The sequence below is a fragment of the Cellulomonas sp. P24 genome (genome assembly GCF_024704385.1).
Taxonomy (GTDB): domain Bacteria; phylum Actinomycetota; class Actinomycetes; order Actinomycetales; family Cellulomonadaceae; genus JAJDFX01.
Genome location: NZ_JAJDFX010000002.1, coordinates 1 through 25,279, shown reverse-complemented (window position 1 = coordinate 25,279; position 25,279 = coordinate 1). Strand labels below are relative to the sequence as shown.

At 70.5% G+C, this 25,279-nt stretch carries 19 protein-coding genes and 2 pseudogenes; 13 read left to right on the top strand and 8 right to left on the bottom strand.

Going from position 1 to position 25,279, the window contains the following annotated elements; genetic code table 11:
* Nucleotides 1-6: 6 nt before the first annotated feature.
* The 11 genes and pseudogenes from LJB74_RS00245 to LJB74_RS00190 all read left to right on the top strand — a co-directional run bounded on the left by LJB74_RS00245 (nucleotide 7) and on the right by LJB74_RS00190 (nucleotide 15,117).
* Nucleotides 7-1,416, top strand: a complete 1,410-nt coding sequence (locus tag LJB74_RS00245) for a type IV secretion system protein (protein WP_259306645.1) — start codon at nucleotides 7-9, stop codon at nucleotides 1,414-1,416.
* 15 nt (nucleotides 1,417-1,431) lie between these two features.
* Nucleotides 1,432-2,943, top strand: coding sequence for an SCO6880 family protein (locus LJB74_RS00240; protein ID WP_259306625.1), 1,512 nt, complete (start codon nucleotides 1,432-1,434; stop codon nucleotides 2,941-2,943).
* Between the two features lie 191 nt (nucleotides 2,944-3,134).
* Complete coding sequence (locus LJB74_RS00235; protein WP_259306644.1) at nucleotides 3,135-4,466, top strand: ATP-binding protein; 1,332 nt, start codon at nucleotides 3,135-3,137, stop codon at nucleotides 4,464-4,466.
* A 3-nt stretch (nucleotides 4,467-4,469) separates the two neighbouring features.
* A complete protein-coding gene (locus LJB74_RS00230) occupies nucleotides 4,470-5,558 on the top strand; it encodes a bifunctional lytic transglycosylase/C40 family peptidase (RefSeq protein WP_259306622.1) in 1,089 nt (362 codons plus the stop codon).
* Nucleotides 5,558-6,843, top strand: a pseudogene (locus tag LJB74_RS20760) (AAA family ATPase). The gene LJB74_RS00230 and the pseudogene LJB74_RS20760 overlap by 1 nt, the downstream one beginning before the upstream one ends.
* Nucleotides 6,844-6,848: 5 nt before the next feature.
* A complete protein-coding gene (locus tag LJB74_RS00215; RefSeq protein WP_259306641.1) occupies nucleotides 6,849-9,404 on the top strand; it encodes a S8 family peptidase in 2,556 nt (851 codons plus the stop codon).
* 260 nt (nucleotides 9,405-9,664) lie between these two features.
* Complete coding sequence (locus tag LJB74_RS00210) at nucleotides 9,665-10,123, top strand: hypothetical protein (RefSeq protein WP_259306618.1); 459 nt, start codon at nucleotides 9,665-9,667, stop codon at nucleotides 10,121-10,123.
* The gene (locus tag LJB74_RS00205; RefSeq protein ID WP_259306617.1) at nucleotides 10,120-11,586 is read left to right on the top strand and encodes a type IV secretory system conjugative DNA transfer family protein; all 1,467 of its coding nucleotides are present in this window, start codon (nucleotides 10,120-10,122) and stop codon (nucleotides 11,584-11,586) included. The genes LJB74_RS00210 and LJB74_RS00205 overlap by 4 nt, the downstream gene beginning before the upstream one ends.
* The gene (locus LJB74_RS00200; RefSeq protein ID WP_259306640.1) at nucleotides 11,583-12,254 is read left to right on the top strand and encodes a hypothetical protein; all 672 of its coding nucleotides are present in this window, start codon (nucleotides 11,583-11,585) and stop codon (nucleotides 12,252-12,254) included. Before LJB74_RS00205 ends, LJB74_RS00200 begins: the two co-directional genes overlap by 4 nt.
* Nucleotides 12,255-12,471: 217 nt before the next feature.
* Nucleotides 12,472-13,749: a hypothetical protein gene (locus LJB74_RS00195; protein ID WP_259306615.1), complete on the top strand. Its 1,278-nt coding sequence runs from the start codon at nucleotides 12,472-12,474 to the stop codon at nucleotides 13,747-13,749.
* A 333-nt stretch (nucleotides 13,750-14,082) separates the two neighbouring features.
* Nucleotides 14,083-15,117 carry a DUF4041 domain-containing protein gene (locus LJB74_RS00190; protein ID WP_259306639.1) on the top strand — a complete coding sequence of 345 codons (1,035 nt, stop codon included), beginning with the start codon at nucleotides 14,083-14,085 and terminating at the stop codon, nucleotides 15,115-15,117.
* Between the two features lie 420 nt (nucleotides 15,118-15,537).
* On the opposite strand, the gene LJB74_RS00185 is transcribed toward LJB74_RS00190, so the two are convergent.
* The 5 genes and pseudogenes from LJB74_RS00185 to LJB74_RS00165 all read right to left on the bottom strand — a co-directional run bounded on the left by LJB74_RS00185 (nucleotide 15,538) and on the right by LJB74_RS00165 (nucleotide 21,097).
* Nucleotides 15,538-16,200 (bottom strand): toprim domain-containing protein, encoded by a 663-nt coding sequence (locus tag LJB74_RS00185; RefSeq protein ID WP_259306638.1) that lies wholly within the window; start codon nucleotides 16,198-16,200, stop codon nucleotides 15,538-15,540.
* A 118-nt stretch (nucleotides 16,201-16,318) separates the two neighbouring features.
* Nucleotides 16,319-16,705: pseudogene (locus LJB74_RS20755) on the bottom strand (hypothetical protein); the annotation flags it as partial.
* 330 nt (nucleotides 16,706-17,035) lie between these two features.
* Nucleotides 17,036-19,624 carry an AAA family ATPase gene (locus LJB74_RS00175; protein ID WP_259306636.1) on the bottom strand — a complete coding sequence of 863 codons (2,589 nt, stop codon included), beginning with the start codon at nucleotides 19,622-19,624 and terminating at the stop codon, nucleotides 17,036-17,038.
* A complete protein-coding gene (gene mobF, locus LJB74_RS00170) occupies nucleotides 19,606-20,679 on the bottom strand; it encodes a MobF family relaxase (RefSeq protein ID WP_396125098.1) in 1,074 nt (357 codons plus the stop codon). The genes LJB74_RS00175 and mobF overlap by 19 nt, the downstream gene beginning before the upstream one ends.
* The gene (locus LJB74_RS00165; RefSeq protein WP_259306635.1) at nucleotides 20,621-21,097 is read right to left on the bottom strand and encodes a relaxase domain-containing protein; all 477 of its coding nucleotides are present in this window, start codon (nucleotides 21,095-21,097) and stop codon (nucleotides 20,621-20,623) included. The genes mobF and LJB74_RS00165 overlap by 59 nt, the downstream gene beginning before the upstream one ends.
* 272 nt (nucleotides 21,098-21,369) lie before the next feature.
* On the opposite strand from LJB74_RS00165, the gene LJB74_RS00160 reads away from it, so the two are divergent.
* Together LJB74_RS00160 and LJB74_RS00155 are read left to right on the top strand one after the other, a co-directional pair.
* Entirely contained in the window at nucleotides 21,370-21,729 is a 360-nt protein-coding gene (locus tag LJB74_RS00160) for a hypothetical protein (RefSeq protein ID WP_259306634.1), read from the top strand.
* A 311-nt stretch (nucleotides 21,730-22,040) separates the two neighbouring features.
* Nucleotides 22,041-23,195, top strand: a complete 1,155-nt coding sequence (locus LJB74_RS00155; protein ID WP_259306633.1) for a glycoside hydrolase family 15 — start codon at nucleotides 22,041-22,043, stop codon at nucleotides 23,193-23,195.
* 209 nt (nucleotides 23,196-23,404) lie between these two features.
* On the opposite strand, the gene LJB74_RS00150 is transcribed toward LJB74_RS00155, so the two are convergent.
* The 3 genes from LJB74_RS00150 to LJB74_RS00140 all read right to left on the bottom strand — a co-directional run bounded on the left by LJB74_RS00150 (nucleotide 23,405) and on the right by LJB74_RS00140 (nucleotide 24,944).
* On the bottom strand, nucleotides 23,405-23,635 hold the full coding sequence (locus LJB74_RS00150) for a hypothetical protein (RefSeq protein ID WP_259306632.1): 231 nt from the start codon (nucleotides 23,633-23,635) through the stop codon (nucleotides 23,405-23,407).
* Nucleotides 23,636-24,168: 533 nt separating this feature from the next.
* The gene (locus LJB74_RS00145; protein ID WP_259306631.1) at nucleotides 24,169-24,369 is read right to left on the bottom strand and encodes a hypothetical protein; all 201 of its coding nucleotides are present in this window, start codon (nucleotides 24,367-24,369) and stop codon (nucleotides 24,169-24,171) included.
* A complete protein-coding gene (locus LJB74_RS00140; RefSeq protein WP_259306630.1) occupies nucleotides 24,366-24,944 on the bottom strand; it encodes a SigE family RNA polymerase sigma factor in 579 nt (192 codons plus the stop codon). Before LJB74_RS00140 ends, LJB74_RS00145 begins: the two co-directional genes overlap by 4 nt.
* Between the last annotated feature and the right edge of the window lie 335 nt (nucleotides 24,945-25,279).

The window sequence follows — 25,279 nt, the reverse complement described above, 5'->3', positions numbered from 1 at the left end:
GTCGGTATGAACTGGTCGGACTACCTCAACCCCTTCGCTGCCCTGGGCAACGCTGCCGCCAGTGTCGTCGCCGACGGGTGGACCGCCGCGATGCTGGGCATCTGGAATGCCGGGCTGTGGCTGCTCAAGCTCGCCCTCACCATCGAGGACGCGTTCCTCGTGCCCGACCTGAGCGCCGGCGGCCCGATGCGGGACCTCTACGGCGCGACGTTCTGGATCGCCGGCGCCGTGGTGCTGTTGCTGTTCCTGGTGCAGCTCGGCATCGCCGGGGTGCGCCGCGACGGGCAGAGCGTGGGCCGGGTGCTGCTCGGGGTAGGCCAGTTCGGAGCGGTGTGGGTGATGTGGATCGTCTTCGCCGTCGCGATCCTCGCCGCCGCCGGGGGACTCACGAGGGCGCTGACGCAGTCGCTGCTCGGCGTCGACTCAATGTCGGCGTGGCAGCCGTGGACGGGGTTCTCGACCGCGGACCTCACGGACGGCACCGTCGCGACGGTCCTCGGGGTTCTGGGGATCTTCGTCGTGTTCGCGGCCGTGGCGCACTTGCTGGTCATGCTCGCCCGCGCGGCCGCGCTCATGGTGCTGGCCGCCACCAATCCGGTGTCCGCGGCCGGGCTCGTCTGGGACGGCGGACGGTCCTGGTTCTGGAAGACGTTCCGCTGGTTCCTGGCCGCCGCGTTCACGCCCGTCCTGATGGTCCTGATGCTTGGTCTGGGCGTGAAGGCGACCAGCGGCGTGGCCTTGTCGATGACCGACTCCCTGCAGACGGCGATCGGCACTGCCGTCCCGGGCGTCGTGCTGATCTTCGTCGGCAGCTTCGCGCCGCTGGCGCTGTTCAAGCTGCTCGCGTTCGTCGACCCCGGGACGAGCTCCGGCTCGGCCATGCGCGCCGGGCTGGCCGCCCAGGGCGGCTGGCAAGGAGTCCTGAACGGGCGGGCGGACGGCGCCAACACCTCGGATGCAGCCTCCAGCAGCGACGCCTCCGGGCAGTCCGGAGGGGAGGCCGACACGGAGGCGGCCACGAACGACCGGTTTGCTCGCTCGGCGGGCGGCTTCCTCGGCGCCCTCGGCGCGGGCGGTCAGGTGCTGGCGCAGGGCTGGGGCATGGCGCAGGGCCTGGGGAGCCAGGGTGCCGCCCTCGGTGCGGACCTGACGAATCAGATGGGCGTCGGCCACAACACCTACATCCCGGACTTCTCCGGCAGCCGCTCCCGGCCCGGTCAACAGGGCCGCTCGCGCGACGAGGACACCCCGGACATCAATGGCTCGGGGCCCGACGACGATGCCGGCTTCGGTCCCAGCCCGAGCGCCACCGGGAAGCCCCCGGTCGGCGGATCCCCGACGGCCGGCGCCGCCGGCGGTGCCGGAGGCGGCGCAGCCGCAGCGCCCGAGGCAGCCGTCGCCGCGGTCGTCGTCTGAGAGAGGAGACTGCCCGTGAGCCAGGTCTACAGCGAGTACTCCCGAGCCAGGATCGGCTGGTTCCCGTTCGGGCTCACAGGCTGGCAGGCGGCCGTGCTGGCCGTCTGCGTCCTGCCTGTCCTCTGGGCGTTGAGCCGACGAGCGTGGGCGTCGGCGGCCGTCCTTCTCCTGGTCGCCGGCGTGGTCGCCGTGGTGACTGTCGTCCCGGTGCGGGGCCGCTCGGCCCTGGGCTGGCTGCTGGCCAGCACGGCCGTCGCGATCGGCGGGCTCGGCGGTTGGACCCGGTTTCGCTCCCAGGCCTCGCGCGGGCAGGCCGACGACCTCGGAGGCGTCGATCTGCCGGGGTCGCTGACCGGCGTCGAGATCCACGAGGGGCCGCCCGTCGGCCTGAACGCCGCGCGGGTAGCCCTGATCCAGAACCACGTCGCGCGCACCTGGGCGGCGACGGCGGCGATCGTCCACCCGGGTATCGGCATGCGCGGGGTCGACGACCGGGCGCGGATGGCCAAGGGCCTGGCCGACCTGATCGACCAGGCGGGACGCACCGAGCTGATCGACGAGGTCCTGCTCTTGGTGCGCACGGTCCCCGAGGACGGCGCCGAGCGCGACGAGTGGATCCGCCGTCACCGCCGCCCCGACGGGCCGGCGCAGGTCCGGGCGATCAACGACGACCTGCAGCGCGTCCTGACGCAGGCGTCGGTCCGCACTCAGGCGTTCGTGACGATCGTCGTGCCCGAGACCCGGATCGGGAAGGCGGCCCGAGAGGCCGGCCGTGGGGTCGAGGGACGCGCCCAGGTCATGTACGGGCTCATGGCCGAGGTCGAGGCCCAGCTCAAGGGCGGCCTCGGCGCGGTAGCCGTGACCTGGCTGACGAGCCCCGAGCTCGCCGTGGCGTGCCGCACCGGGTTCGCCCCCGGTGACCGCGCCGGGATCGTCGACGCGCTCCTCGCTGCGGCAAACGGCGAGGACGTCACCGCGGACGTCCCGTGGGCCATGGCCGGCCCATCGGGCGCCGACGTTGTCGCCCGGCACTACAGCCACGACGCGTGGAACTCGATCAGCGCCACCATCAAGCTCCCGGTCAAGGGCGCCGTCCTGGGTGCGCTCGCTCCGGTCCTGACCCCGACCGAGCCGGGGGAGCGGCGCAGCTTCCTCGTCGCCTTCCCGATCCTGAGCCAGGCCAAGGCCGCTCGGCAGACGGCGTCGCGCGAGTGGGCCGCCGACATGGGTCAGGGGTTGCGGGAGCGGGCCCGGATGCGCTCGACGACGAAGATGCACGACGCGGCCGCGCAGGTGCGATCCCTGGAGATCAAGCAGGCCCGCGGCAGCGCGGTCACCCGCCCGTACGCGGTGTGTACGGTCACCGTGCCCAAGACAGTGCGCGTCGCCGAGTATGGGCGCCGCCTGGACGCAGCGATCCGCCGCGCCGGGTTCGCCCCGCTGCGCCTGGACGTCAGCCACGACATTGCGTTCGCCGCCTCCGTCGTGCCGCTCGGCGTGAGCCTGACGCGGACGGGGGACGCGTGAGCCCCCGGCCGGCAACGACGGGCAGGGACGTCTCCCGGCTCCTCGCCGACTTCGGGCACGACCTGCCCGCCGCTCTCGCTACGCCGCCCGCCGCCTCGCCCGACAGGCTATTCCGGCACGTGCGGGCGCGCGGCGACCGACGACGAGGCCTAGGCTGGGCACCCGCGTCGGCGCCGGTGGTGTCCTACCAGATGACCTCCGACCAGGCCGGGGCGTTCTGGCCGTTCGTCGCCGGCCCCGGGCTGCCACAGACCGGGGCTCAGATGGGCGCCGACACGATGTCGGGCACCGCGTTCTACGCCGACCCGATCGGCTGGGTGCTGCGCGACGACATCCCCGTCACCAACGCCAACGTCATCACCATGGGCAAGCCCGGCACCGGAAAGTCCGCCACCACGAAGGCGTTCGCCCTGCGCATGACCGACTTCGGCTACCGCATCCTCATCCTCGGCGACCCGAAGGACGAGTACGAGCCGCTGTGCCGATTCTTCGGCGTCGACCCCATCGCCCTCGGCCCCGGCATGCCGGCACGGGTGAACCCGCTGGCGTTCGGACCCCTCGGCGACGGCTGGGACCGGCTGAACGCCCGGCAGGCACAGCAGCGCGCCGCAATCGTCTTCTCCCGCTGGCTGACGCTCGTCCGCGGCCTCGTCGGCAGCCAGCGGATCGGCGAGCAACGCGTCCCATTCGGCCCCTCCGAGGAGGTGATCGTCAAGACCGCACTGCGCGACCTCACCGGCTACGCGCACGCCTCATCGACCCTCACCGAGACGACGATCCCGCAGCTGTGGCACCACCTCGACGAGCCCAGCGACACCCTCGTCGACCAGTGCCGCTTCGCCACCCGCCAGCAGTTCCTCGACGAGAGCCGCCTGCTGCGCGACGCCCTGGGCCAACTCGTCTCCGGGGCCCTGGCCGGCCTGTTCGACGACCACACGAACATCGCCGTCGACTGGACCGCCCCCATCCAGTCCCTGTCGCTGTCGCGGCTGAGCCCGCTGGGCGACGAGGCGATCGGCATCGCCCTGCTCGCGCTGAACTCCTGGGGCCGGGGCATGCGCGAGATCGCCCCGCCGGGGGACCTGCGCGTCGTCGTGCGCGACGAGGTGTGGAAGATCATGCGCCTGGGCGTGGACGCCGTGAAGTCGCTGGACGAGGACTTCCGCCTGTCGCGGGGCGTGGCCGGCAAGGGCGGTGACATCCAGTGGGCCAACGCGCACAAGCCGTCCGACATGCTCACCGTCGGTGACGTCGGCTCCCAGGCCGCGAACATCGCCCGGGACCTCATGCACCTCGCCGACATCAAGATCCTGCACGGCCAGAAGCCCGAGATCGCCCGCGACCTGGACGCGATGCTCGGCCTTGGCCCGCAGGCGACCGCGGCGATCACCGGGTGGGCGATGCAGCGCAAGGGCCGGGCGCTGTGGATGGTCGGCGAGCACCCGTACAAGGTCGAGACGCGGCTGCACCCGGTCGAGCAGCAGCTGACGTGGACCAACGAGGCCATCGCCGGGGCGGCGTAGGTCATGAAGGTCCTCGCAACCGGGATCGTGGTGGCCCTCGTCATGCCGGTCGCGCTGGTTCTGATGGGCGCGGCGGCGATCGTGTCCACCGTCTCCGGCGGGGCCGTCCAGGCGGCCTGCACGGTCTCCGACGCAGCCTCGGCCAAGGCGGTCGTCCTCACCGACGGTGATCCGGCCGGCGAGGGTGGGCTCGGCTTCGAGCTGCCGGCACCGGGCACACCTCGCCTGGCGTCGCTGCGCAACCCGGCCGCGACCATCCCCGACGCCGTCAAGGTGCTCTACCTCGCTGCCTCCGACCGGTACCACCTGCCCTGGACCCTGCTGGCGGGCGTCGGCATGGAGGAGACCGCCCACGGGCGCACCCGCGCGACGAGTTCAGCCGGCGCGCAGGGGCTCATGCAGTTCATGCCCGAAAGCTGGGCCCGGTACGGCGTCGACGGATCCGGCGACGGGCGCGCGAACATCGGCAACGACGCCGACTCGGTGATGAGCGCGGCGAACTACCTGACCGCGTCGGGGGTCACCGCCGGCGTCGACGGCGTGCGACGAGCGTTGTTCGCGTACAACCACGCCGACTGGTACGTGAACGACGTCCTGTACTACGCCGCCGCGTACGGGGGAGGGGTAGTCGCGGGCGACCCGTCCGACTGCGGCATCGGCGGCGTCGGCAACCCCGCCCTGCCCGAGCTGCCGAACCAGCAGATCGCGACCGTCCTGGCGTTCGCCACCGCCCAGCTCGGCGAGCCGTACGTCTACGGCGCCAACGGGCCCTCCGCATGGGACTGCTCGGCGTTCACCCGGGCCGCGTTCGCGCAGATCGGCATCACCCTGCCGCGCACTGCCGCTGCCCAGCAGAACTGGGTCGCGCAAGGCAACGGCTACCGGGTGCCGCTCGGCCAGGAGCGGCCCGGTGACCTGATCTTCACCGACAGCTACCTCGGCCCCAACCGCGTCGGCCACGTGATGATCGTCTTCGACCCCGCTGAGCAGCTCACCATCGAGGCCGGCGGATCACGCGTCGGCCACTACGACTACGGCCACTGGACCGACCATCACCTGTTCTCGATCTGGCGGGTCGGGGCTGCGACGTGATGCCTTTTAACAACGACTCCGATCTCGGTGAGCGTCCTCCGCGGCGGGAAGGTCTGCGTCGACCACGTCGGCCACAAGTTGTACTTGCCCGTCCAGGCCACGCGCCCAGGCACGCCCGCGGCGCGAGGCGGTTGCCGTGCACACCGGTCGGCCTCGTCCGGGTGGTGCGTCCATACGACAGAGCCCGACAGCGAGGCGACGGCCGGCCGCGATCCGCAACCGATATCCTGAACGTGACGCCGACCAACCCTGGTCACGGCGCCGAAAGCTGCGGAGGAGGTGACGGCGTGGCGACCAATGACCAGCTCAAAGCACTGGTGAAGAGCCACGCCGATGGTGACGACTCTCAGTTCTACGCGGTCGCGATGCAGGTGGCCGCCAAGGCTGCTCGCGCCGGGCAGTCGAGGTTTGCGCAGGAGCTGCGCGACCTCGTCGACGAACTACGCAAGCGAACAACGTCGCAGGCGCGGGTTGCTGCCGTGGTGCCCTTCGCGCGCCCACGCGGGGAGCTGGGCTCTCTGCTGACTGTCAGCTATCCCGAGGCACGCTTGGCGGACCTTGTGCTGTCCGCAGCGTTGACCGAGCGGCTGAGGCACGTCCTGCTCGAACAACGTCAACGGGACATGCTCGCCCGGCACGGGCTGCACCCGGCACGCAGGCTGCTGTTGATCGGCCCGCCCGGCACGGGGAAGACCTCGACGGCGCGAGTCATCGCAGGCGAGCTCGGGCTTCCGCTGTTCGCGATCCGGCTCGACACCATCATCACGAAGTACATGGGCGAGACAGCCGCGAAGCTGCGCCTGATATTCGACGCCCTCGTCGAGACCCGGGGGTGTACCTGTTCGACGAGGTCGACGCGCTCGCCGGCGACCGAGCTGCCCCCAACGACGTCGGCGAAATCCGCCGCGTGCTGAACTCGTTCCTGCAGTTCCTGGAAGAGGACACGTCCGAGAGCGTCATCGTGGCCGCCACCAACCACCCGCAGCTGCTGGACAACGCCCTGTATCGGCGATTCGACACGATCATGGATTTCGCGCTTCCCGATGACGAGAGCATCAGAGCGGTCATCGGCAACCGACTGGCGTCCTTCCATGCTGGCAACGTCAGTTGGCCCCGGGTGGTCCCGGCGGCGCGCGGGCTTAGCCACGCGGAGATCGCCACGGCGACCGAGAACGCTGCCAAGCGCACAGTCCTCAACGGGCGGACCCGCATCCTGACCGGAGATCTGGTCGCAGCACTGGCGGAGCGGCCGCGCGCTGGTGCTCATCTCGAGCCGATCGCGTAGGCAGTATGGCTGTACGCGATCGCCCGCACATCCTCGTCCCGACCCCGCCGCATCCCGAGCCGTTCACGCTTGCTGCCGCCGGAGGCGGCGGCGAGAAGGAGGGCTTCACCGGTGACCGGCGACGCCACGGGAGTCGTCTCACCCGCGAGCTCGAGCAAGCGTTCACCGCCCCGCCCGATGAGCCCGAGACGGAAGGCACCTACGTCACATTCCAGTCGTTCCCGGGCCTTGAGCTGGCCCTGGAGAGCCTGGACCCGCAACGAGCGGGGGACCAACCCGAACTTGTAGCTGTGCGACAGGACGAGAGGGAAAGCGGCAGCGTTCAAGTCGCGACCGTGTACATCCCGGACGGCAAGAAGGAGTACTTCGCCAAGCGCCTGACCGCGTACGTCGAGACGGCCAGCACAGATGGAGCGCGCAACGCCACGCTCGTCGATGGAATCCAGTCGATCCGCCGAGCCACCACCCGAGAGCTCTGGACAGACCCGGAGGACCTCTACCCCAGCGAGGCGTCGCAGACGTTCTGGTGGGAAGTGTGGCTCCGCAGACGCGACGGGCACTCGCGTGACCGATTCGCTGCTTTCACTGCGCGATTTCAGTTGCGAACAAGCGAGCACTACCTGGGCTTCGGGGACAGGACCGTCGTGCTCCTGCACGCGACCGCCGACCAACTGGCCTCGGCGTTCGAAGCGCTCGACGACATTGCCGAGTTGAGGCGACCGCACGACGTCGCCAACCTGCTGGCTGAGCTCCCTGCCATGGAGCAGGCCGACTGGGTCGAAGATCTACGCAACCGCTTGCGGGCAGCCGACGCTAACGCACCAGTGGTATGCCTGCTGGACACCGGAATCCAGGCCGGACACCCTCTGCTCGTCGACTCGATCAACGAGAGCGATCTGCATGTGGCCGACCCGCGCTGGCGGGTGCAGCCCCTCCACCCCCACGGCACCGAGATGGCCGGGCTGGCGCTGTACGGCGACCTGCACGGCGCGATCGTCAGCACCCAACCAGTCAGACTGCGCCACGGCCTCGAGTCGGTGAAGTTCCTGCCCGACCACGGGGACAACGACCGCGACCTGTACGGCGCGATGATCGCGCGATCGGTGGACCTGCCCGAGATTCAGTCCGCCGATCGCACTCGAGTGTTCATGCTGGCAGTCACCGCGCCGCGCCCGGTCTCATCGACGGCCGAAGCGGATCCGGCCGAACACACCGACGCAGGACGACCGACGTCGTGGTCGGCAACCATCGACGCACTGTCGTTCGGCCGTGCGATCGACGACACCGACCCGAAGTTCACCTACCTGGATCGCGACGAGCCGCGCAGACCGCGCCTGTTTGTGGTCTCCGCCGGCAACATCCGCGATCTCGCTGCGACTGACGATCACCTTGATCGAAGCGATGTCGAACCGGTCGAGGACCCTGCGCAGGCGTGGAACGCGCTGACCGTCGGCGCCTACTCCGAGCAGGACGACATGTCCGGTGCACCAGCCGACTTCGCCGGCTACGCGCCAATCGCGCAGCGCGGCGAGCTCTCGCCGGTCAGCCGTACCTCGGTCGTCTTTGATCGCAAGAAGTGGCCCTTCAAGCCTGAGGTGGTCGCCGACGGGGGCAACGTCGCCGCTTCACCGGACAAGACCGGCGTGGACACCCCTCCTAACCTCGCGCTGCTCACGACGCGGCTCCAGCGCCCCGGGGAGGGGTTCTTCACCACCACCCGGGACACGTCGGCCGCCACAGCGCAGGTCGCCGCTATCGCAGCGGACATCCAGGCGGCCTACCCGACACTCCGCCCTGAGACCGTCCGGGCCTTGATCGTCCACTCGGCCGAGTGGACACCGGCTATGAGCGTCCGCCTGGATGCTGCAACCACGATGGGTCGCCGGGTGAGCCTCCTACGCCGTTACGGCATGGGTGTACCCAACGCTGGCCGGGCGCTGCGCAGCGCAGCCGACGCACTGACGCTCATCGCCGAGGCGCGTATTCACCCGTACGAACGAGACGGCGCTAGCAACGCCGGCAAGGTCCGCGAGATGAACCTGCATGACCTGCCGTGGCCGGTGCAGGAACTTGAGAATCTTGGCGAGACCCAGGTACGGCTGCGCATCACGCTGTCCTACTTCGTGGAGCCCAACCCCTCAAGCCGCGGCTGGACCGGGCGGTATATCTACCCTTCGCACGGGCTTCGATTCGCGACCCGGCGTCCTGAGGAGAGCGTCGAGTCATTCCGTGAGCGCATCAACACGCGCGCACGGCAAGACGGCCAGCGTCCGCCGGGCCTCGACACCGAACAGGGCTGGACATTCGGGAGCAACCAGCAGCAGGCACCAGGCTCCCTGCACACGGACATCTGGCGAGGAACAGCGGCCGCGCTGGCGAGCAAGGGAGCCATCGCCGTCTATCCGGTCGCCGGCTGGTGGAAGAACCGGGGAACGTACGATCAGAGCAGCCTGGGGGTCGACTACTCGCTCGTCGTGAGCATCGAGTCGCCTGAGGTCGAGGTCGACCTGTGGACGCCAGTTGCACAGGTGGTCGGCACCGTCGTTGAGATCACATCCTGACCTCGCCGCAGGACATCGGCAGGCTCGACGCGGCGCGACGGAGCCGTGTTCGGCGAGCCACCGACGTTGCGGGCGGGCAGCGGCTGCTGACCCGTCGGGTTCGCGTGCCTCCTCGCGGGCGGTTCTACGGCGGCCGCGACTATGAACCGGTCCTGCGTATCCAGAACTGGAGCGACTGAGCGAAGAGTAGGAGGCGCCCGCTCCGACGCCCCGTGAGCACCGACCGAGCCTGTGCAGCCTTTGGGAGGCAGAGGTGGCACATGCAGCGATCACGTCGCACGACGCCGTACCCGTTCACCTGGGAGATCCCGGTGGCGACCTTGCTGACTGTGCTTCTGGCTCTTGTCTTGGGCCTGCAAGCCGGACGGTCGCTCGCGAACCTCGTGGCCGGCAATGGATGGGTGTTCGTCGACCGCCTGGCGCTGTTCACCACCCTCGCCCCGCTCCTGGGCGGGCAGGCCGGTGCCGGTCTGCCCGCCGTAGGTCACCCCGCGACGTCCGGGCTGCTGTGGGCATGCGTCGCCGTCGTCGAACTCCTCGTCGTCCTGGTGATCGGCTGGGCGGTGAAGCTCGGGCTCGACCGCTGGGGACCGGCCCGCCTGCGTGGCATGGCCACCGCGGCGGAGGCCGAGGCGCTGCTTGGCCGGACCCGGCTGCGTCGGCACGCCCGGGTGATCCGTCCGGACCTGTACGGCGCTCCGCGAGGCGGCCGCCGATGACGCACCGTCACCGACGACTGCACCCCACCGACGTCGGCTGGAGGCTCGGCAGGGCGAGCGAGCCTCGCGGGGGCGAGCTGTGGGTGCCGTGGGACCGCACCGCGGGCGTGATCGGCCCGCAGGGCTCGGGCAAGACCCTGGACCTGCTCGTGCCCGCGCTCCTCGACGCGCCCGGAGCCGCGATGGCGACCCTCACCAAGGTGGACGACCTGCTGCTGTCGTTCGGCCCGCGGTCCACCGGCGGCCGCCCGTGCGTCGTGCTCGACCCGTTCGGCCTCGTGCCTGGCCTACCGGAGGTGGTGTGGGACCCGATCCGCGGCTGCGTCGACCCGCTCGTTGCCGAGCGCCGCGCGAAGGCGTTCACCGCAGGCACGGTCAAGGGCGCCGTCGCCGGCGGTCATGGCGACACCGCCGCGCGGTTCTACGCCGCCGAGGCCGCCAAGGTGCTTCAGGGCTTCTTCCACGCGGCCGCACTGACCGGCGGCAGCCTGGAGGACGTGCTGCGGTGGGTCGCCCGGCCGCTGGCCGCCACCCAGCCAAGCGAGATCCTGCGCGAACACCCGCACGCTGCGTCGTTCTGGGGCGGGCTGCTGCACGGCGCCCTGCACGGCGACGACCGCACCGCCGGTAACACCGTGACCACCATCCAGCAGGCCATGTCCCTGTTCTTCCAAGACGACATCCGACGCCGATGCGTGCCCCGCCCGGGTTACCCAGCCACAGCGATCGCGGACGTCATCGCGGCGCACGGCACCATCTACCTGCTCGGCCGTGAGGATCCCTACGCCTCCGCCTCGCCGCTCATGACTGCCTTCGCCGAGCACGTCCTCGATACCGCACTGGAGATCGCCAACGCCAGCTCATGGGGACGGCTGTGCCCGCCGTTCCACGCCGTGCTGGACGAGCTGCCCTCGACCGCGCCGCTGCCGACCCTGCGCACCCGCATGGCCAACGAGCGCGCTCTGGGCATTAGCTTCATCTGGGCCGCCCAGGCATGGCCCCAGCTGACAGCGATCTTCGGTGAGCAGGAGACCCGCACCCTGCTCGGGCTGACCAACACCCTGATCGTGTTCGGCGGATCGAAGGACGTCGCGTTCAACAAGGAGGTCTCGGACCTGCTCGGTCAGGTACGCGTAGCGCGCACCTCCCGGCAGAGCGGGCAGATGGCTGGTCGACAGATGTCTGGCGAGGACATCGCGATCCTCACCCCGGCCGAGGTGCGCCAGCTGACCGAGCGGCACGCACTGGTCCTCGCGGAGAACGGTGCGCCGATCATTGCCAAGTTGCATAGATGCATCGACGGCAAGGCGGGCCAGCGACTGCTGGCCGGCAAGGACGCTCTGCGAGTGGAGGTAGCCGCCTGCCACCGGGACCAGCTCAGCCCTGAGGCTCGTGCCGTCGCGGCACTCGCCGAGGCGCGACGCCGCGGCCTCGTCGATGATCGCGAGGACACTCGACCGTGAGCGACGAGGCTCCCACTCCTGCACCGAGCCAGGCGGCCCGGGCGATGATGAGTGCCTTCCCGCGAGCGGGCCGTCGGGTGGAGCACGCCTACGCCGAGCTCGACCTGGCCGGGGGCGGCGGGATGCTCGAGCAGCAGAACGCTCTGGGGGACCCGCGCCTGCTGGCCCGCCCCTGGGATCCGGCGACATGCGTCGACCCTCAACTGCGGGCCGAGATCTGGCGCTGGCTCGAGCAGGTCGTCACCTGGCTCAACCATGAGTATGTGTGGGACGCCGACGCGATGATTCCGTCGTGCTGGCCCAGCCACCCCCACTTGGTGCACGAGCTCGCTGTCCTCGCCGACCTGCGCCGCCGAGCTGGCCTCGGGTTGACCGCCGACGGCCTTGAGGAGTGGCACAGGTACGCGCTGCCTGCCTTCGCCGACCGGATGCGCCAGCGGATGAGCCAGCATTGCCAAGAAGCCGGCCATCAGGCCTGGCCCGCGAAGAGTCGGCATGCGAGGCACACGGCTGAAGCGGCCGTGCAAGAACGAGCAGCCGTGCAGCACGCCGATCTCGGCACTCTGACCGCGCCCGCCGCAATGTCACCCACGCCGGTGTGGCACGGACGGTCGACACAGCCGCAACTCCAGATCATCGATGGCCCGGGGCCTGATCTCGAGACTTGAAAGTTCGCCGACGGATGGGGCTCCTCGCAGAATGGCGTCCTCGTCTGGACGCATGCCACCCAAGCGACAATCGACCCAGCGGGCTAAATCCACGCGATCTGCTCCGTTGAGGAACGGGATTGGCTCGGATTCGCCGGCGCCGTCGGCGTCGAGGGATACGGTGTTCGGGGGCAGGCGTCCACGCTTGCTGGGGTGTCAGACGTGTCGAGGGGGATCTGTGGCCAAGCGCGGCTTCTTCGCGGAGATGAACTATCAGGCGCAGCAGGCTGAGAAGCGGAGTAGGGCGCAGCAGGTAGCTAACGACCGGGCGCGTGCAAGCGCGGAGCGTGAGTTGGATCGCTCTCGAAAGGCCGCGGAGCGAGCGCGGTTGGCGGTCAGTCGTGCCTCGCTCGCGGATCAGAAGACTGCTGAGCGCGAGGCCGCGCGCCTCTACACCGAGTACAAGCTCGCCAAGGTTGCGTCACTGAATTCGGATCTGGCGAGGGTCTACGGAGAGATCGACGGCTTGCTGGCCTGGACTCTCGAGGTTGACGACCACATCGACCTGGAGAGTCTCAGGTCCACGGCGGAACATCCGCCGTTCGACGCCGGTGTTCTTGCCAACCCAACGCCGGCCATGCCGGAACTGGTTTACCCGACGGAGCCCGCCTACGTGGAACCGTCGGGTCCGAGCGCTCTAGGGGCAGCCTTCGGTGGCAAGAAGCGGCATCAGGAAGCAGTCGAGCGTGCGCGGTCCGGCTACGAGGCCGCACGTCTGAAGTGGCATGAGGAGGCGACGGCCCTGCACGCGGCCTACGTCGCGGCACAAGCGCGGCGTGAGGGCGTCGAACGGCGGCGGATCACGAGCCTCGCAGCCGCGGAATCAGCTTATGCGGAGGCTTGTCGACAGCGTGAAGCCGAAGTCGAGGCCCGCAATCAGGAGCTGGACACGTTCGTCAACGAGCTGGCATTCGACGTGGAGTCCGCGATCCAGCAGTACGTGGGGATTGTGCTGTCGAACTCGGTGTACCCGGAGGCGTTCCCTGTCCGCCACGACTATCAGTTCACGCTCGACACGCGCGAGCTCACGCTGACGGTGACTGTGCCGGAGCCGCCAACGCTCCCTGCAGTGAAGGAGTACAAGTATGTGAAGGCCAAGGACCTCATCGCGGCGACTCCCTTGCCGGTCAAGGCTCAGAAGGACCGCTACGCGGGCGCCGTGTGGCAGGTCGCGGTGCGCACGCTGCATGAGGTCTTCGAAGCCGACCGTGCGGGCAAGGTCCACTCCATTGCGCTGACCGTGGGTGTCGACCGGATCGCGCCCGCCACAGGAAGGCCGGAGAGCGTCCCTCTGGTGATCGTGTCGGCAGACCGAGAGTCCTTCAGCAACTTCGACCTGGAGAAGGTCGTGCCGCAGGCAACCCTGGCGCATCTGGGGGCCGCGGTGTCGAAGTCGCCTTTCGACGTCACACCAGCAGACACCAGCAGAGGTGTGCGAGCGCGGAGCGCCGAGTGAGGTACAACCCGCCTCCGGGTTGGCCGACCCCGCCGCCCGGTTGGGCGCCGCCGCCGGGATGGAAGCCCGACCCGTCCTGGCCAGACCTGCCCGTCGGTTGGCAGCTTTGGATACCGGCTGCAGGGCTCGACGACGAGCCTGGAACATCAGCCGGGGAGTCGCGCGTCGTCCCTTCGACAGCGATCGAAGCGAGTCTCGTCTCCGGGACCGCCCAGGACCTGCTGACTCAGCCGGACGCGGCTACGCTTCTGAGTCGCATCGCTGAGCTCGAGGTGGCCTTGACTGCTGCGCGGGCCAGCCGCGGGGGAGGCCATCGAGTTGAGTGATCAGCGGGTGCTGCAGGACGTGGGCATCTACCGCTACCACCATCCGCTTGAGGACGCGGCCGCGTATAAGGACAGACTCCGGGACCTCGAAACTCAGATCGACTCGATCGTGAGGGTTGGCCAGCCTGTCTTGGCAGCGGACCGGTTCACCTTCGACGGATCCCTGGCCAAAGGCCGCAAGATGGTCGGCGACCTCTCCAAGTTGATGCTTCGCGCATACAACGCCGAGGCCGACAACTGCGTTCGATCACTGCGATCCGGGAACATCAGCACTGCGAAGAAGCGGCTCGAGGCCGCCGTTGCGGCGATCGAGAAGCTGGGCACGATCATGGAGATGCGGGTGAACCCGGCCTTCCACGCCCTGCGCCTGGCCGAACTGGAACTGACGGCGGACTTCCAGATGAAGGTGCAGGAGGAACGGGAACTCGCACGCGAGGAGCGCGAACAGTTGCGCGAGCAGCGCCGAGCGGAGCAGGAACTTGCGGCCGAGAGGGAACGCCTCGAGAAGGAGAAGTCCCACTACGTCATTGTCATGGCGTCGCTGCGTGCGAGCGGCGACGACGCGGCGGCGGACGAGTTGGCTGGCCGCCTCGCCCAGATCGACGAGGCAATCGAGGCGAACGACTACCGGATCGCCAACATCCGCGCCGGCTACGTCTACGTGATCTCCAACGTCGGCGCCTTCGGCCCAAACGTGGTGAAGATCGGCATGACGCGGCGCCTCGAGCCGCGAGATCGGATCCGGGAACTGGGCGACGCGTCCGTGCCGTTCCGTTTCGACGTACATGCGCTGTTCTTCTCCGAAGACGCCATCACGCTCGAGGGCGAACTGCATAGGGCGTTCGAAGACCGGCGGGTGAACTTCGTAAACGAACGTCGGGAGTTCTTCTTCGCGACACCCGACGAGGTTCGAGACCTCCTAGCCGCGAAGGTCGGGGGCCTGCTTGAGTTCACGGATGCCCCCGAAGCGCTGGAGTACTTCCAAAGTCGCAGTCGATGGCCCGCGGCGACACTCGGTTCGGGGCCCGTCGTCGTCGGCTAGCGCTGCTCACAGTGGTCTTCACCAGCGGCCGCCTACTGGCGCGCTCAACTCGACCATCCGCGGAACGTGGCTAGTGACGTGAGCGATGTTTCGACGGCCGCTCGAGCGCCGGACCGAGTCCGACGACGTGCCACCATCCGCAGTATCTACACCTCTCTGCCTTCGCCCCTTGCGAACCCGAGAGGCGATCACGCTAGCTTCGACCTCGGTAGCGACAGCCGGGCGGGCCGTGGGGCATCTCACGCCTCTCATGCTGCGCACGCTATACAGCAGCACCGACACCACTCCTGAGCCGATCCGCTCTGGGAGGGGCTGGACGAACAAGCGACGGAGACGGCGTCAGCCGGCGGCGCGGATCCCGTGTTAACCCGCTGCTCGCAGGCGAGTCGTCAGCCTTGCGAGCGATGATGTCGATACGGCTCATCGCCGTGGTGTGCGTGTACGGGGTGTCTGGCGAGCGCGCAGCGCATGCCGATCAGCGGACGGCACCGGCTCCGCGTCGGGAGCGGCGATCGCTGCGGTGGACATGGCGCGGTCGCGTACCAACGACAGGCCGCCGATCTGTGCGCCGGCGGCGGTCCGAGGGTCGTGGGTCCATCGCTTGGCCGCCCGAGCCAGTTCGCGGCGAACCACGTGGTCCGGTACGCCAGTCGCCGTGGCGATGCGGACCGCGCCGAGATCCCAGCCTTCGGGTGAGCTGGCGGCGAGGACGATCACCGCTGCGCGCAGACCCGCGGTGCCATGGAGCGTGTGGAGGCGCTCCTGCACGAGCGCGTCGGCCAAAGGGAACGCCCGACTCAGTGCCACGTGGAGGTCGCCCGGGCCGGAGGTGGCTAGCAGGTCGGCGGGGTCGCTGCCGGCGCGCAGCACCACGGCGGCGGGGTTGATGCCGTGTGCGGTGAGGAGCCAATAGTCGCGTTGGGCGGCGATCTGGCCTGCGAGGTCGGCGTCGGTGGCGATGAGCGGTGTGACACCGACGCGGTGGGTGGCGGCAGCAAGTTCGGCGGCCTGTTCCTCGGTGAGCGATGTCCCGAGGGGGGGCGACTCCGACGTAGGTGCCCTGGCCGGCGAGGGAGATGGCAAGGGCGTCCATGGGGCCTTCAGCGAGGACCGGCGCAGCTCCCTGGGCAAGGAGATCGCGGCGCACGGCGAAGAGCTGCGCACCTTTGTGGAACAGCGGGGTGTCGGGGGTGTTGAGGTACTTCGGTCCGCCGGTCTGGTCGGTCGCGTCGGGGTGACGGCGGCCGACGAAGCCGAGGGGTTCGAGCTGGCCGTCGGCGGCGACGCGGGTGATCGGGAAGATCAGGCGATCGCGGAAGCGGTCGATGAGGCGACCGGTCCGCGCGACGCTGGCCAGGCCGGACTCGGTGAGCTCCAGGTCGGTGACGCCCTGGCGGCGCAGGTGATCGACGAGCCGGGTCCAACCGGCCGGGGCGTACCCGGGGAGCACGTACGGGTCGCCGGTCAGGTCGGTACGGAGCCGTTCGGCCAGGTAGGGCTGGGCCCAGGAACCGGGGAACTGGCGCACGTAGTAGTCGGTGGCCAGTCGGTTGAGCTCGAGGATGCGGGCAGGGCTGACCGGTGCCATGGCGGCGTCGAACTCACGGGACGCCTGGGCGTCAATCATCCGGTCGGTAGGCGGCAGTGTGGTGGCGTGGGCTCGCACAGCCGCCGCGAGGGTGAGGTAGGCCTCGACGATTGCAGGGTCGTCGAAGGGGTCCCTCGAGGCGGACTCGTCCGGTTCGGGCGCGAACGGGTCGTCGTAGGTCTGGTCAACCGCGGGCAGCAGGTGCTGCCACTCGTCGTCGGTGGGGGCGACGAGCGCGTGTTGCGGTTCGTCCCTGCCCGAACGGGTCGACGTCGTCGCCACCGAGCGCGGGGGTGGGCGCGTACCGGTCGGGATCGTCGATGACGGGGTCTATGAGGATGGAGATCCGCCAGACGAGCGCCTGGCACGGGTCGACGTCGTCGTCGGCGATCCGACCAACGAGCAGGTCCTCGACGGTGCTGCCGCGGGCGATCGCGTGGTCGACGGCGGTGACCAGGGCAGGCCACCACGGGCTCGCCTGCAACGTGTCGGCCGTGTCCTGGCCGACGAGGTCAGCGAGCCGGGGGTCCACGACGCGGCCAGGTGGTGGTCGGACTCGGCTCGCGCGGCCACCGCGGGAGACAGGCGACCGGTGATGCGCCACCACAGGGCACCTGCGGCGTGGTCGTCGGGAAGGGGGCCGTCGGCGAGGGCACGGCGGACGACCTGCGGGGCGTCGAGACTGGCGCGGGACAGGGCTGAGAGTCGCTCGGCGAGGACCGGTATGAACGGGTCCCGTGTGGTGTCGGTGATTGCGCGGTCGAGCAGGGGCTGCCACTCGGCGAGGGCCGGGGTGTGGTGGGTGGCCAGGCGGGAGTCCAGTGCCTGCTGGTACCGGGCGGCGGCCTTGCCGAGTTGGGGAGCGCCGGTGGGGCGCCGGTCGCTGTCAGGCACCCCGGTGGCCGCGCGCCACACGGCGACGTCGACGAGGAGCTCGTCGTCGGGGCGACGCTGCCCGGTGCGGGCCCACTGCGGCGTCGACTGGTCCGATCGCGCCTGCTCGGTGACCTGTTGGGTGAGGTCGCGCACCTGTGCGGCGCGGGCTGCGAGGTACGGGCCCCACTGTGGGTCCTCGCACAAGGAGGCGGGGATGCCGGGCAGCCAGGGCAGGGGTCCGGTGCCGGCGTTGCGCAGGCCGGTGTCGTCCAGCCGCCAGTCGAGCACGGCAGCGACGTCGTCCGCGGTGTCCAGCTCGCGTGCACCGGCCGTGGCGCGGAGGCGAAGGACGGGGTCGCCTCCCTGGGCCGCGAGCAGGAGCAGGTGCGCGCGCAGAGTCGGCCACGCGGCGGCCTTGGTCAGCTCGGGCACGACGAGGTCCGCGGCGCTGTCCAGGCGAGCGACCTGCTCGGCGCCGAGCAGCTGTTCGGCGCCGACGTGCAGGGAGTCGACGTACCGGGCCGCCGCTTGGCCCAGCAGGGTGGCGGGGTCCTCGGCGACCCGGCGTGTGGTGTGGGCCGACTGCGCTGAATCGTCGCGGGCGAGGATGCGTTCGAGGAGGTCGGTCGCGGTGAGTGGGTGGACGTACTCGGGGCGGATGACGTTGTGCTCGTCGCCGTCGCCGACGACCTCGAGGTACAGGTGGTTGGCCGTCTTGCCGCGCGTCACCGCGGTGTAGGCGAGCTGCCGGGACTCCTGCCCGGTCAGGAGCGTGTGGCTGGTGTCCGCCGTGACGCCCTGGGCGGTGTGGATCGTCGTGGCGTAGCCGAGGTCGACCGAGGTGCGCACGTAGTCCGGGGGGAGGTCGACGCTACATCGGCTGGTGGTGTGCCGGACGGTCAGCGCCCCGGTCGGGTGCACGGCGGTGACGTGCCACCGGTCACCGTTCTTGACCCAGTCAGTGCCGGTCACGCGCAGCTTCCGGTCGTTGGCCCGGGTCAGGACAGTGTCGCCGGCCGAGGCGGTCGACCCGTCGGCGAGGGGCACGGCGCGCTCCGGGGTCTGACCGTCGAGGCGGTGGGTGCGGGCGCGGTCGTTGAGCTCACCGACGAGTTCGCGGGTCGGGGCGAGCATGACGGCGTCGCGGCCGTTCTCGCGGTCGGTGCGCCAGGCGTCGAAGACGTCGTCGGTGAGGGTGGTGAGGTCCCCGACGTGAACCCGGCGCTGGTCGAGGTAGAAGCCGAGGGACTCGGGCAGTCCGTCGCGCAGGGCCAAGGAGGCGGCGCCCTCGGAGGGGTCGGCGAATCGCATCAGCTCGGTGAGGTGCAGGGCGCCGTAGGTGGCGCGCACGTCGCGCAGGACGCCGCCCGCGCCGATCGCGGACAGCTGCTGGTCGTCGCCGACGAGCCGCACCGACGCGCCGCGTGCGGTGACGAACTCGATCAGGCGGTCCAGGGAGAGGGTGTCGGCCATGCCGGCTTCGTCGACGACGACCAGGCTCGCCCGGCCGATGCGCCGCGCCCAGCCGGGCAGGTGCTCCGGATCGTGGTCCAGGTGCCACAGGAGCTTGGCCATGGTGTCGGTGCGGGCGGCGATGGCCTCACCCAGAACCGTCGCGGCAGTGGCGGACGGCGCGAGCCCGACGACGTCCCCGCCGCCAGCCGTCCACGCGGCGGCCAGGGCGCGCATCGCGGTCGTCTTGCCCGCTCCGGCGGGGGCGATCGCGAGCTGGACCCGTGCACCGGAAGTGGCCATCTCGGTGACAAGGGCTGCCTGCCCGGCGTTGAGCGGCAGGCCGTCGGCGGCGGACTGGGCGAGCGCCCGTTCGACCGCGGCGGATGTGACGCGGGTGCCGTCCCGCTCGCCGGCGTGGGCGACGATCCGTGCTTCGGCAGCGAGCAGGGCGGGGGAGGTGTAGAGGGTCGACCCGGCGACCGTGTAGACGCTCGCGCCGTCACTGCGGCGCAGCGCGGCGGGGGTGTCGATGTCCTGCTCGGTGCGGGTGAGCGGCACCGATCGGCGGGTCAGGACCTCGTCGACCAAGAAGCCGATGACGCGGTCGACGTCGCGGGTGGGAACGTCGACGCCGCGGACACGGCGTTGGGCTTCGGCCTGACGTGCCAGCGCTGCCAGTAGGAGCGGTGTTCCTGGAGCGTCTCCTGGATGGTGGCGGCGGTCTCGCGGACCCACGCGGCATCGACGCGATGGGTGGGCGTCACGGGCGGGTGCAGTGCTTGGTGCAGCATCGCCTGCGCGTCGCTCTCGCTGCCGAGGACCTGCAGTGCTTGGTCCGCCCAGGTGGCGCGCTGCTCGGCGAGACTGCGTGGTCCGTGCTTGCCCTGCCGGGTCTCGAGGGTCGCCTGCTGTGCCAGCTGCACGGACTCCACGGGGGAGGGCGGGCGTCCGTGGGTGGCCTGGAACGAGCTGGCCAGTTCGGCTCGTCGCTCTTCGATGCTGGCTCGTCGGTCCGACCACCGGGCAGCCAACGCCGGGTCGACGCCGACGATCTCGCGGACCGGACGCTTGCGCGGGTCGTCGCCCTCGCGGACCTCGAACCGCACACCGAGGGTGTCGGTCAGGTGCCGCTCGAGCGCAGTGTTGTAGGTCTCGGACGCGGCGACGGTCGCGGCGAACATGAGCCGCCCGTCGATGGCCAGCCACCGACCGCCCTCGCGGGTCTGGACCTTGTTGGCGACGGCGACGTGGCTGTGCAGGTCGGGGTCGCCGGCGCGGCTGTCGCGGTGCGTGAACGCGGCAGCGACGAGGCCGCGGGTCTCGACCTGTCGGACGCCGTCGGTGCCCTCGCGGGTGAACAGGGCTGTGCTCTCGAGGAACGTCAGCGCGTCCCTGACCGCCGCCTGGTGTGCCCGTTCGATCGCGGCCGCGGTCGGTCGGTCGGCGATCGCCCACAGCGTGCTGACGCTCTTGACCGGGGAGAACGTGAGGTCGTAGCCCGCGACAGCGTTGGTGCGTGGGCGGGAGTGCTTGGCGATCGTTGCCGCGAGCTCGCGGGCGTCGGCGGGCTCGCGGCCGTGCTCCTCACGGAACATCTGGGCCGCGACTTGGGTGCGAATGCGCGCCCTGTCGTCCAGCGGCACCGGGTCGGCGGAGCGTACTCCGCGGGTGGCGTTGAGGGCGGCGACCTCCCCTTGCCACGCGGATCCGGAACGCGGAGGTGTCGTTGGCGTAGACCCGGAATGGGTTGCCCAGCCACGTGGCGGTCTCCTGCTCGCGCTCGCTCAGCCCGGCCCCGGCGGCTGCGGCGCGCAGCTGCTCGGCCAGCGGGTGCTTGCCGGCGCCGAACAGATTGCGCATCTGCTCGGCGGTGACCTCGTCGCCCTCGTGGAGCCCGTCGATGCCGGCCACCCCGGACCCGATCCAGGTGCCGGGGGCCTCGCCTTTGGCCGAGTAGTAGGACGCGAGGCTGGTGTGGCCCTTCTCGGTCGCGTCCTGGGCTGCGACCTGGCGGGTCAGGTAGTCGTACCCGCTCCCGGCCGTCAGCTTGTGGATCGACATGGTCACATCCGCCGAAGGCGTCCGGGGTGGCCTCGGCGATCGAGAGATGGCCGGTCAACTCTGGGTTGACTGACCGCCTTCCTCCCGGGAATGCAAGAGGTGTGGGGCAGCGCTTTGGTGGCTTCGGGTCGTGTCGGGGCGGTGCGGTCGCTGGTCGTCGGTCGTCGTCACGTAGAGGGGACGTCGTCGGCGGTGCGTGGGCTGGTGCTGGTGAGCGCGTGCGGGCTCGTGTCGGCCTTCGGAGGTGAGGTCACACGAGTAGGGGAGTCCCGATGGCGGATCAGACGGCGAGGCAGCGGGCGCGGCGGACGGCGCTGGATGCGCAAGCGCGGATGCGGGCGCGGAGGGTGGAGCAGGAGCGGCGGCGCGACGCGCTCGGGGTGGTGGTCGTCTCGGCGCTGGCCGAGCGGGACGCGGTGGTCACGGCATGCGAGGCGCGCGCCGGGGCGGCGCTGGTGCAGATGACCGAGCAGGAGCGACTGACCCTGGCGGAGGCGGTCGAGTGGTGCGGCGGCGCGGACCTGTTCACCGTGCGCGAGGCGGCGCGACTGCGGCAGGCGGCGCAGCCGGCGGCCGTCGCCGGGCCGGTCCGGGTGGCTCGGGCCCCGCGGGTAGTCGCCTCAGCCAATTGAGCTTGCCGCGCCGACCGACGGTCCCTGCTGTTCTCGCGTGGAATGGGGCCGCCGGCAACTGCGCAATCTGTCCGGCAATGCCTAGGAGGCGCGCGATCGGTGCGGGGCTCCAGCCGCCCCGTCAGCGCCTGATCGATTGGTGCGTTCGTCAGCGAATCACAGTCCCGTGACAACCGGACGGAACCAACCCAGGAGGCGCGCTGGTGGGACATCGCATGCGTTTGACTGCCGGCTTGGAGGCTGTCGCTGTGACCGCTTGCGTCGCTACTGGCTGGTCAATCGTTGATCGGCGCGGCGGGACATCGATCGGCGTGTCGCATCACGTCGAGCTGGTCACCACGTCGGCGTGGCGTATCACCACCGACTTCTCCGACACGGTCGGCCCGACCGCTGACCAGCGCTGGCTGAGCAGCGGCACCATCCCGGGTGTCGGCACCCCGTGGGCCGACATGGTGCGCTACGCCCTCCTCGACCTGCACCAGCTGAGCGAACCCGTCGGTTTGCTCGCCGCAGGTGCGGGCGAGAACTGGGGGTTCTCGTGGCCGCGCGACAACGCGTTCGCGGCGGCGGCCCTCGCGAAGACCGGACATGCTCACGAGGCGGAGCAGATCCTGGGCTTCCTCGCGAGCGTGCAGGGCGACGACGGTGGGTTCCAGGCCCGGTACCTCCTCGGCCGTGACGACCCACCCGATCGACGTTCCCAACAGGCTGACGGCGCGGGCTGGGCGCTGTGGGCACTCGACCAGGTCGCCGCGTCGAGCAGCGACCCTCGCGCGACCGCCGCCCAGTTCCAAGGTCTCCTGGAGTCTGCGACTGGATTCGCGCTCGACCAAGTCAGCGACGGATCCCGCCTACCGCCGGCAAGCTCGGACTACTGGGAGCAGCGAGAAGCCAACCTGACGCTCGGCACCGCGGCGCCGCTGCTGGCAGGTTTACGGGCGAGCGCGCGGCTCTACGCAGTTTTGGACGACCCCGTTGCCGCGGCGCGGTCCAATCAAGCAGCTGACGGACTCGAGCGCCTCATCGCACAAGGCTTCCAGCCCAACGGGTACCAGCGCTATGAGACCTCCGGTGGGACCGACGCGGCCATCTGCTTCCTCATGCCACCCTTCACAGACCGGCCCTCGGCTGGTGTGGTGACCGCATGGCGGCGCTACCAGGTCGACGCGATGCGGCCGGCCGGTGGACTCGCGCCCGGCGCGGGCTGGAAGCAGGACGGCCTCTCCTGGACCCCGGAGACGGCCCTTGTCGCCCTGGCCGCGGCATCCGACAACGACCCACTCGTGGCCGGCCACTGGCTCGACTGGCTCAGTGCGCACCGGACCAGCTGGGGCAGCCTCCCGGAGAAGGTCAACTCCGACGGCACTCCCGGCGCCCCCGCACCCTTGGCCTGGACGGCCGCCAGCGTCATCCTCGCCGTCGCCGCACTCGACGCACACGGCGCCTCGACCACGTCCAAACGCTGAATCGCGTCGACGCTGCTGACGGCATTCATTCGAGCATCTGAATGTAGGACGGGCTCCGGCATGGGCCTCATCTCCCTCGCGGACGCGCATGAACCTTGAGGTGAGCGAGGACATCCCCTCGCCCCGCAGGCCTCCGCGAGCTCGACATCAATGGACACAACCAGGCCGCTCACGGAAGAGAAGTGTCCAGGGGTGCCCCAGGGCCGTTGTCACCGGATCGCGGACAGCAGCTCTGCTTTGAGGTCGAGGCCGTCGGGCCGCGCGCCGTCGCATGCCGGCGTCTGGCGCGCGTCGGCGCAGGTGCCGTCCGCATCGATGAACGTCCCGTCGTCGGACACGTAGAAGATCCCGCGCGCCCGCTGCCCGACCGGCACCTGGGCGTCGGCGACGGCGAGGTAGACGCGAGCCCCCGAGCCACCGGGGTCCGCGAACGTCGGCACCCTCCACGGCGTGCACCTTTGTGCCCGACGGGTCAGTCAGGTCGCCGGAGGTGAAGAACACGACGTGGGCGCCGGGCAGCCAAGCGGGGACGACGCCGGCCATGACCCGGTTGGCGACGGGCAGCCCACCAGCGTCGAGGCCGGGATCGCCCACGTCGTACAGCGTCACGGCGGACGGGTCCACGACCCGTCCGGACGCTGGGGCCGTCGGCGCGGGTGACTCGCGGACACCGGCCCACGCGACCACGAACGAGGCGGCGGGCGCGTCCGCGGGGCCGACGACGATCCGGAGAGCGTGATCGACCTGCACACCCGTCCCAGCGGTCGTCTCGCTCAGATCGGCGGCGGTCCCGGCGGCGAGGGTCACGGGTCGGTGCCCTGCGGTGTGCGCACGGCAAGGCCCGTGCTCCATGCTGGGCCGTCGCCCGTGACCGCACCGACCGCCGTGACACCAGGGGCCAGAGTCTCCACGCTCTCCGCTGACACTGCGGGCGCCTCCGTGGGCCCCGCGGGTGCGACCGTGGGCGACGACATCAGGGCGCCCGGCAGCGCCAGGGCAGCGACGGCCACGGCGACTCCGGCCGCAATGCCCCCGCAGTCAGTCCCAGGGTGCGGCGACGCCGCGCTCGGCGGCTGCCGGCCAAGACCGCGACGGGCTCGAGGCCCGAGTGCAGTCCGTCGAGATCGAGACCGGCTCGCAGCCTGCCGGCGAACTGTTCCGTGTCCGTGCTCATGACCCCATCCCCTCCGACGTGCCGACCGTTGCGCGCAGCCGGGCGAGTGCCCGGGACGCCGTTGATTTGACGGTGCCGACCGGGATGCCCAGCTCGGCGGCGACCTCGTCCTCGCTCAGCTCCAGCAGGTGGCGCATCACCACGATGCGCCGCTGCTTGACGGGGAGGGCGAGGAGCGCGCGGACGACGGCGTCGCGGCTGTCGACCGTCCGCTCGCCGCGGGCGTCGTCGGCCAGGTCGAGCGCGGTGCCGGTGAGCACCTCCCGACGGGTTCTGCGCCAGGTGTCGATGCGCAGGTTCGCCAGGATCCGGCGCGACCACACGAGCGGATCGCCGTTGCGAGCAGACCGCCACGACCGCCACGTCCGCTCGAACGTCTGCTGCACGAGGTCCTCGGCCCGGTGCGGGTCCCCGCACAGCAGGTAGGCCATCCGATACAGCGGATCCTTCGCCGATCGCACGAAGTCCACGAACTCCTGCTCGTGGCTGCGGGCCGGCTCGAGGACGACCTCGACGTCGTCCGCCTCGGGCGGCAGCCACTGCCGCCCTGCTACATCCGGCTCAAGCACGCTCATACCCCTCACACGCACCGGTACGACCGGACGTTCCATCTGGCGTCGATCTGCCTCTCGCTGGGCTGGCAGTTCTCCTTCTCGGCTGGGTGGCGCCTTCGACTGTCCGTTGCCAGCCGAAGCCTGGGTGTCGGCGCCGCGAGTTCAGCGGGGCCTTGAGGGGGGTAGGGCGTCCTGAGGATCATGACGTCGTATTGCACGGAGGTGGCGTCCTCAAGCACGTACTCGCACGAACTGGTAGATGGCGCGTACGCCATTGGCGGCGGGCTGGATGAGCTTGTTGCGCCACCTGTCGAGACGTGCCGGTCTCGGCCCAGATGCCGTCCTGGCTTCGGTCG

Coding starts and splice junctions, on each gene's coding strand:
- LJB74_RS00245 (WP_259306645.1), top strand. CDS start 7: ATGAACTGGTCGGACTACCTCAACCCCTTCGCTGCCCTGGGCAACGCT.
- LJB74_RS00235 (WP_259306644.1), top strand. CDS start 3,135: ATGACCTCCGACCAGGCCGGGGCGTTCTGGCCGTTCGTCGCCGGCCCC.
- LJB74_RS00230 (WP_259306622.1), top strand. CDS start 4,470: ATGAAGGTCCTCGCAACCGGGATCGTGGTGGCCCTCGTCATGCCGGTC.
- LJB74_RS00215 (WP_259306641.1), top strand. CDS start 6,849: ATGGCTGTACGCGATCGCCCGCACATCCTCGTCCCGACCCCGCCGCAT.
- LJB74_RS00210 (WP_259306618.1), top strand. CDS start 9,665: ATGCAGCGATCACGTCGCACGACGCCGTACCCGTTCACCTGGGAGATC.
- LJB74_RS00205 (WP_259306617.1), top strand. CDS start 10,120: ATGACGCACCGTCACCGACGACTGCACCCCACCGACGTCGGCTGGAGG.
- LJB74_RS00165 (WP_259306635.1), bottom strand. CDS start 21,097: ATGTCGATCCACAAGCTGACGGCCGGGAGCGGGTACGACTACCTGACC.
- LJB74_RS00160 (WP_259306634.1), top strand. CDS start 21,370: ATGGCGGATCAGACGGCGAGGCAGCGGGCGCGGCGGACGGCGCTGGAT.
- LJB74_RS00145 (WP_259306631.1), bottom strand. CDS start 24,369: ATGAGCACGGACACGGAACAGTTCGCCGGCAGGCTGCGAGCCGGTCTC.
- LJB74_RS00140 (WP_259306630.1), bottom strand. CDS start 24,944: ATGAGCGTGCTTGAGCCGGATGTAGCAGGGCGGCAGTGGCTGCCGCCC.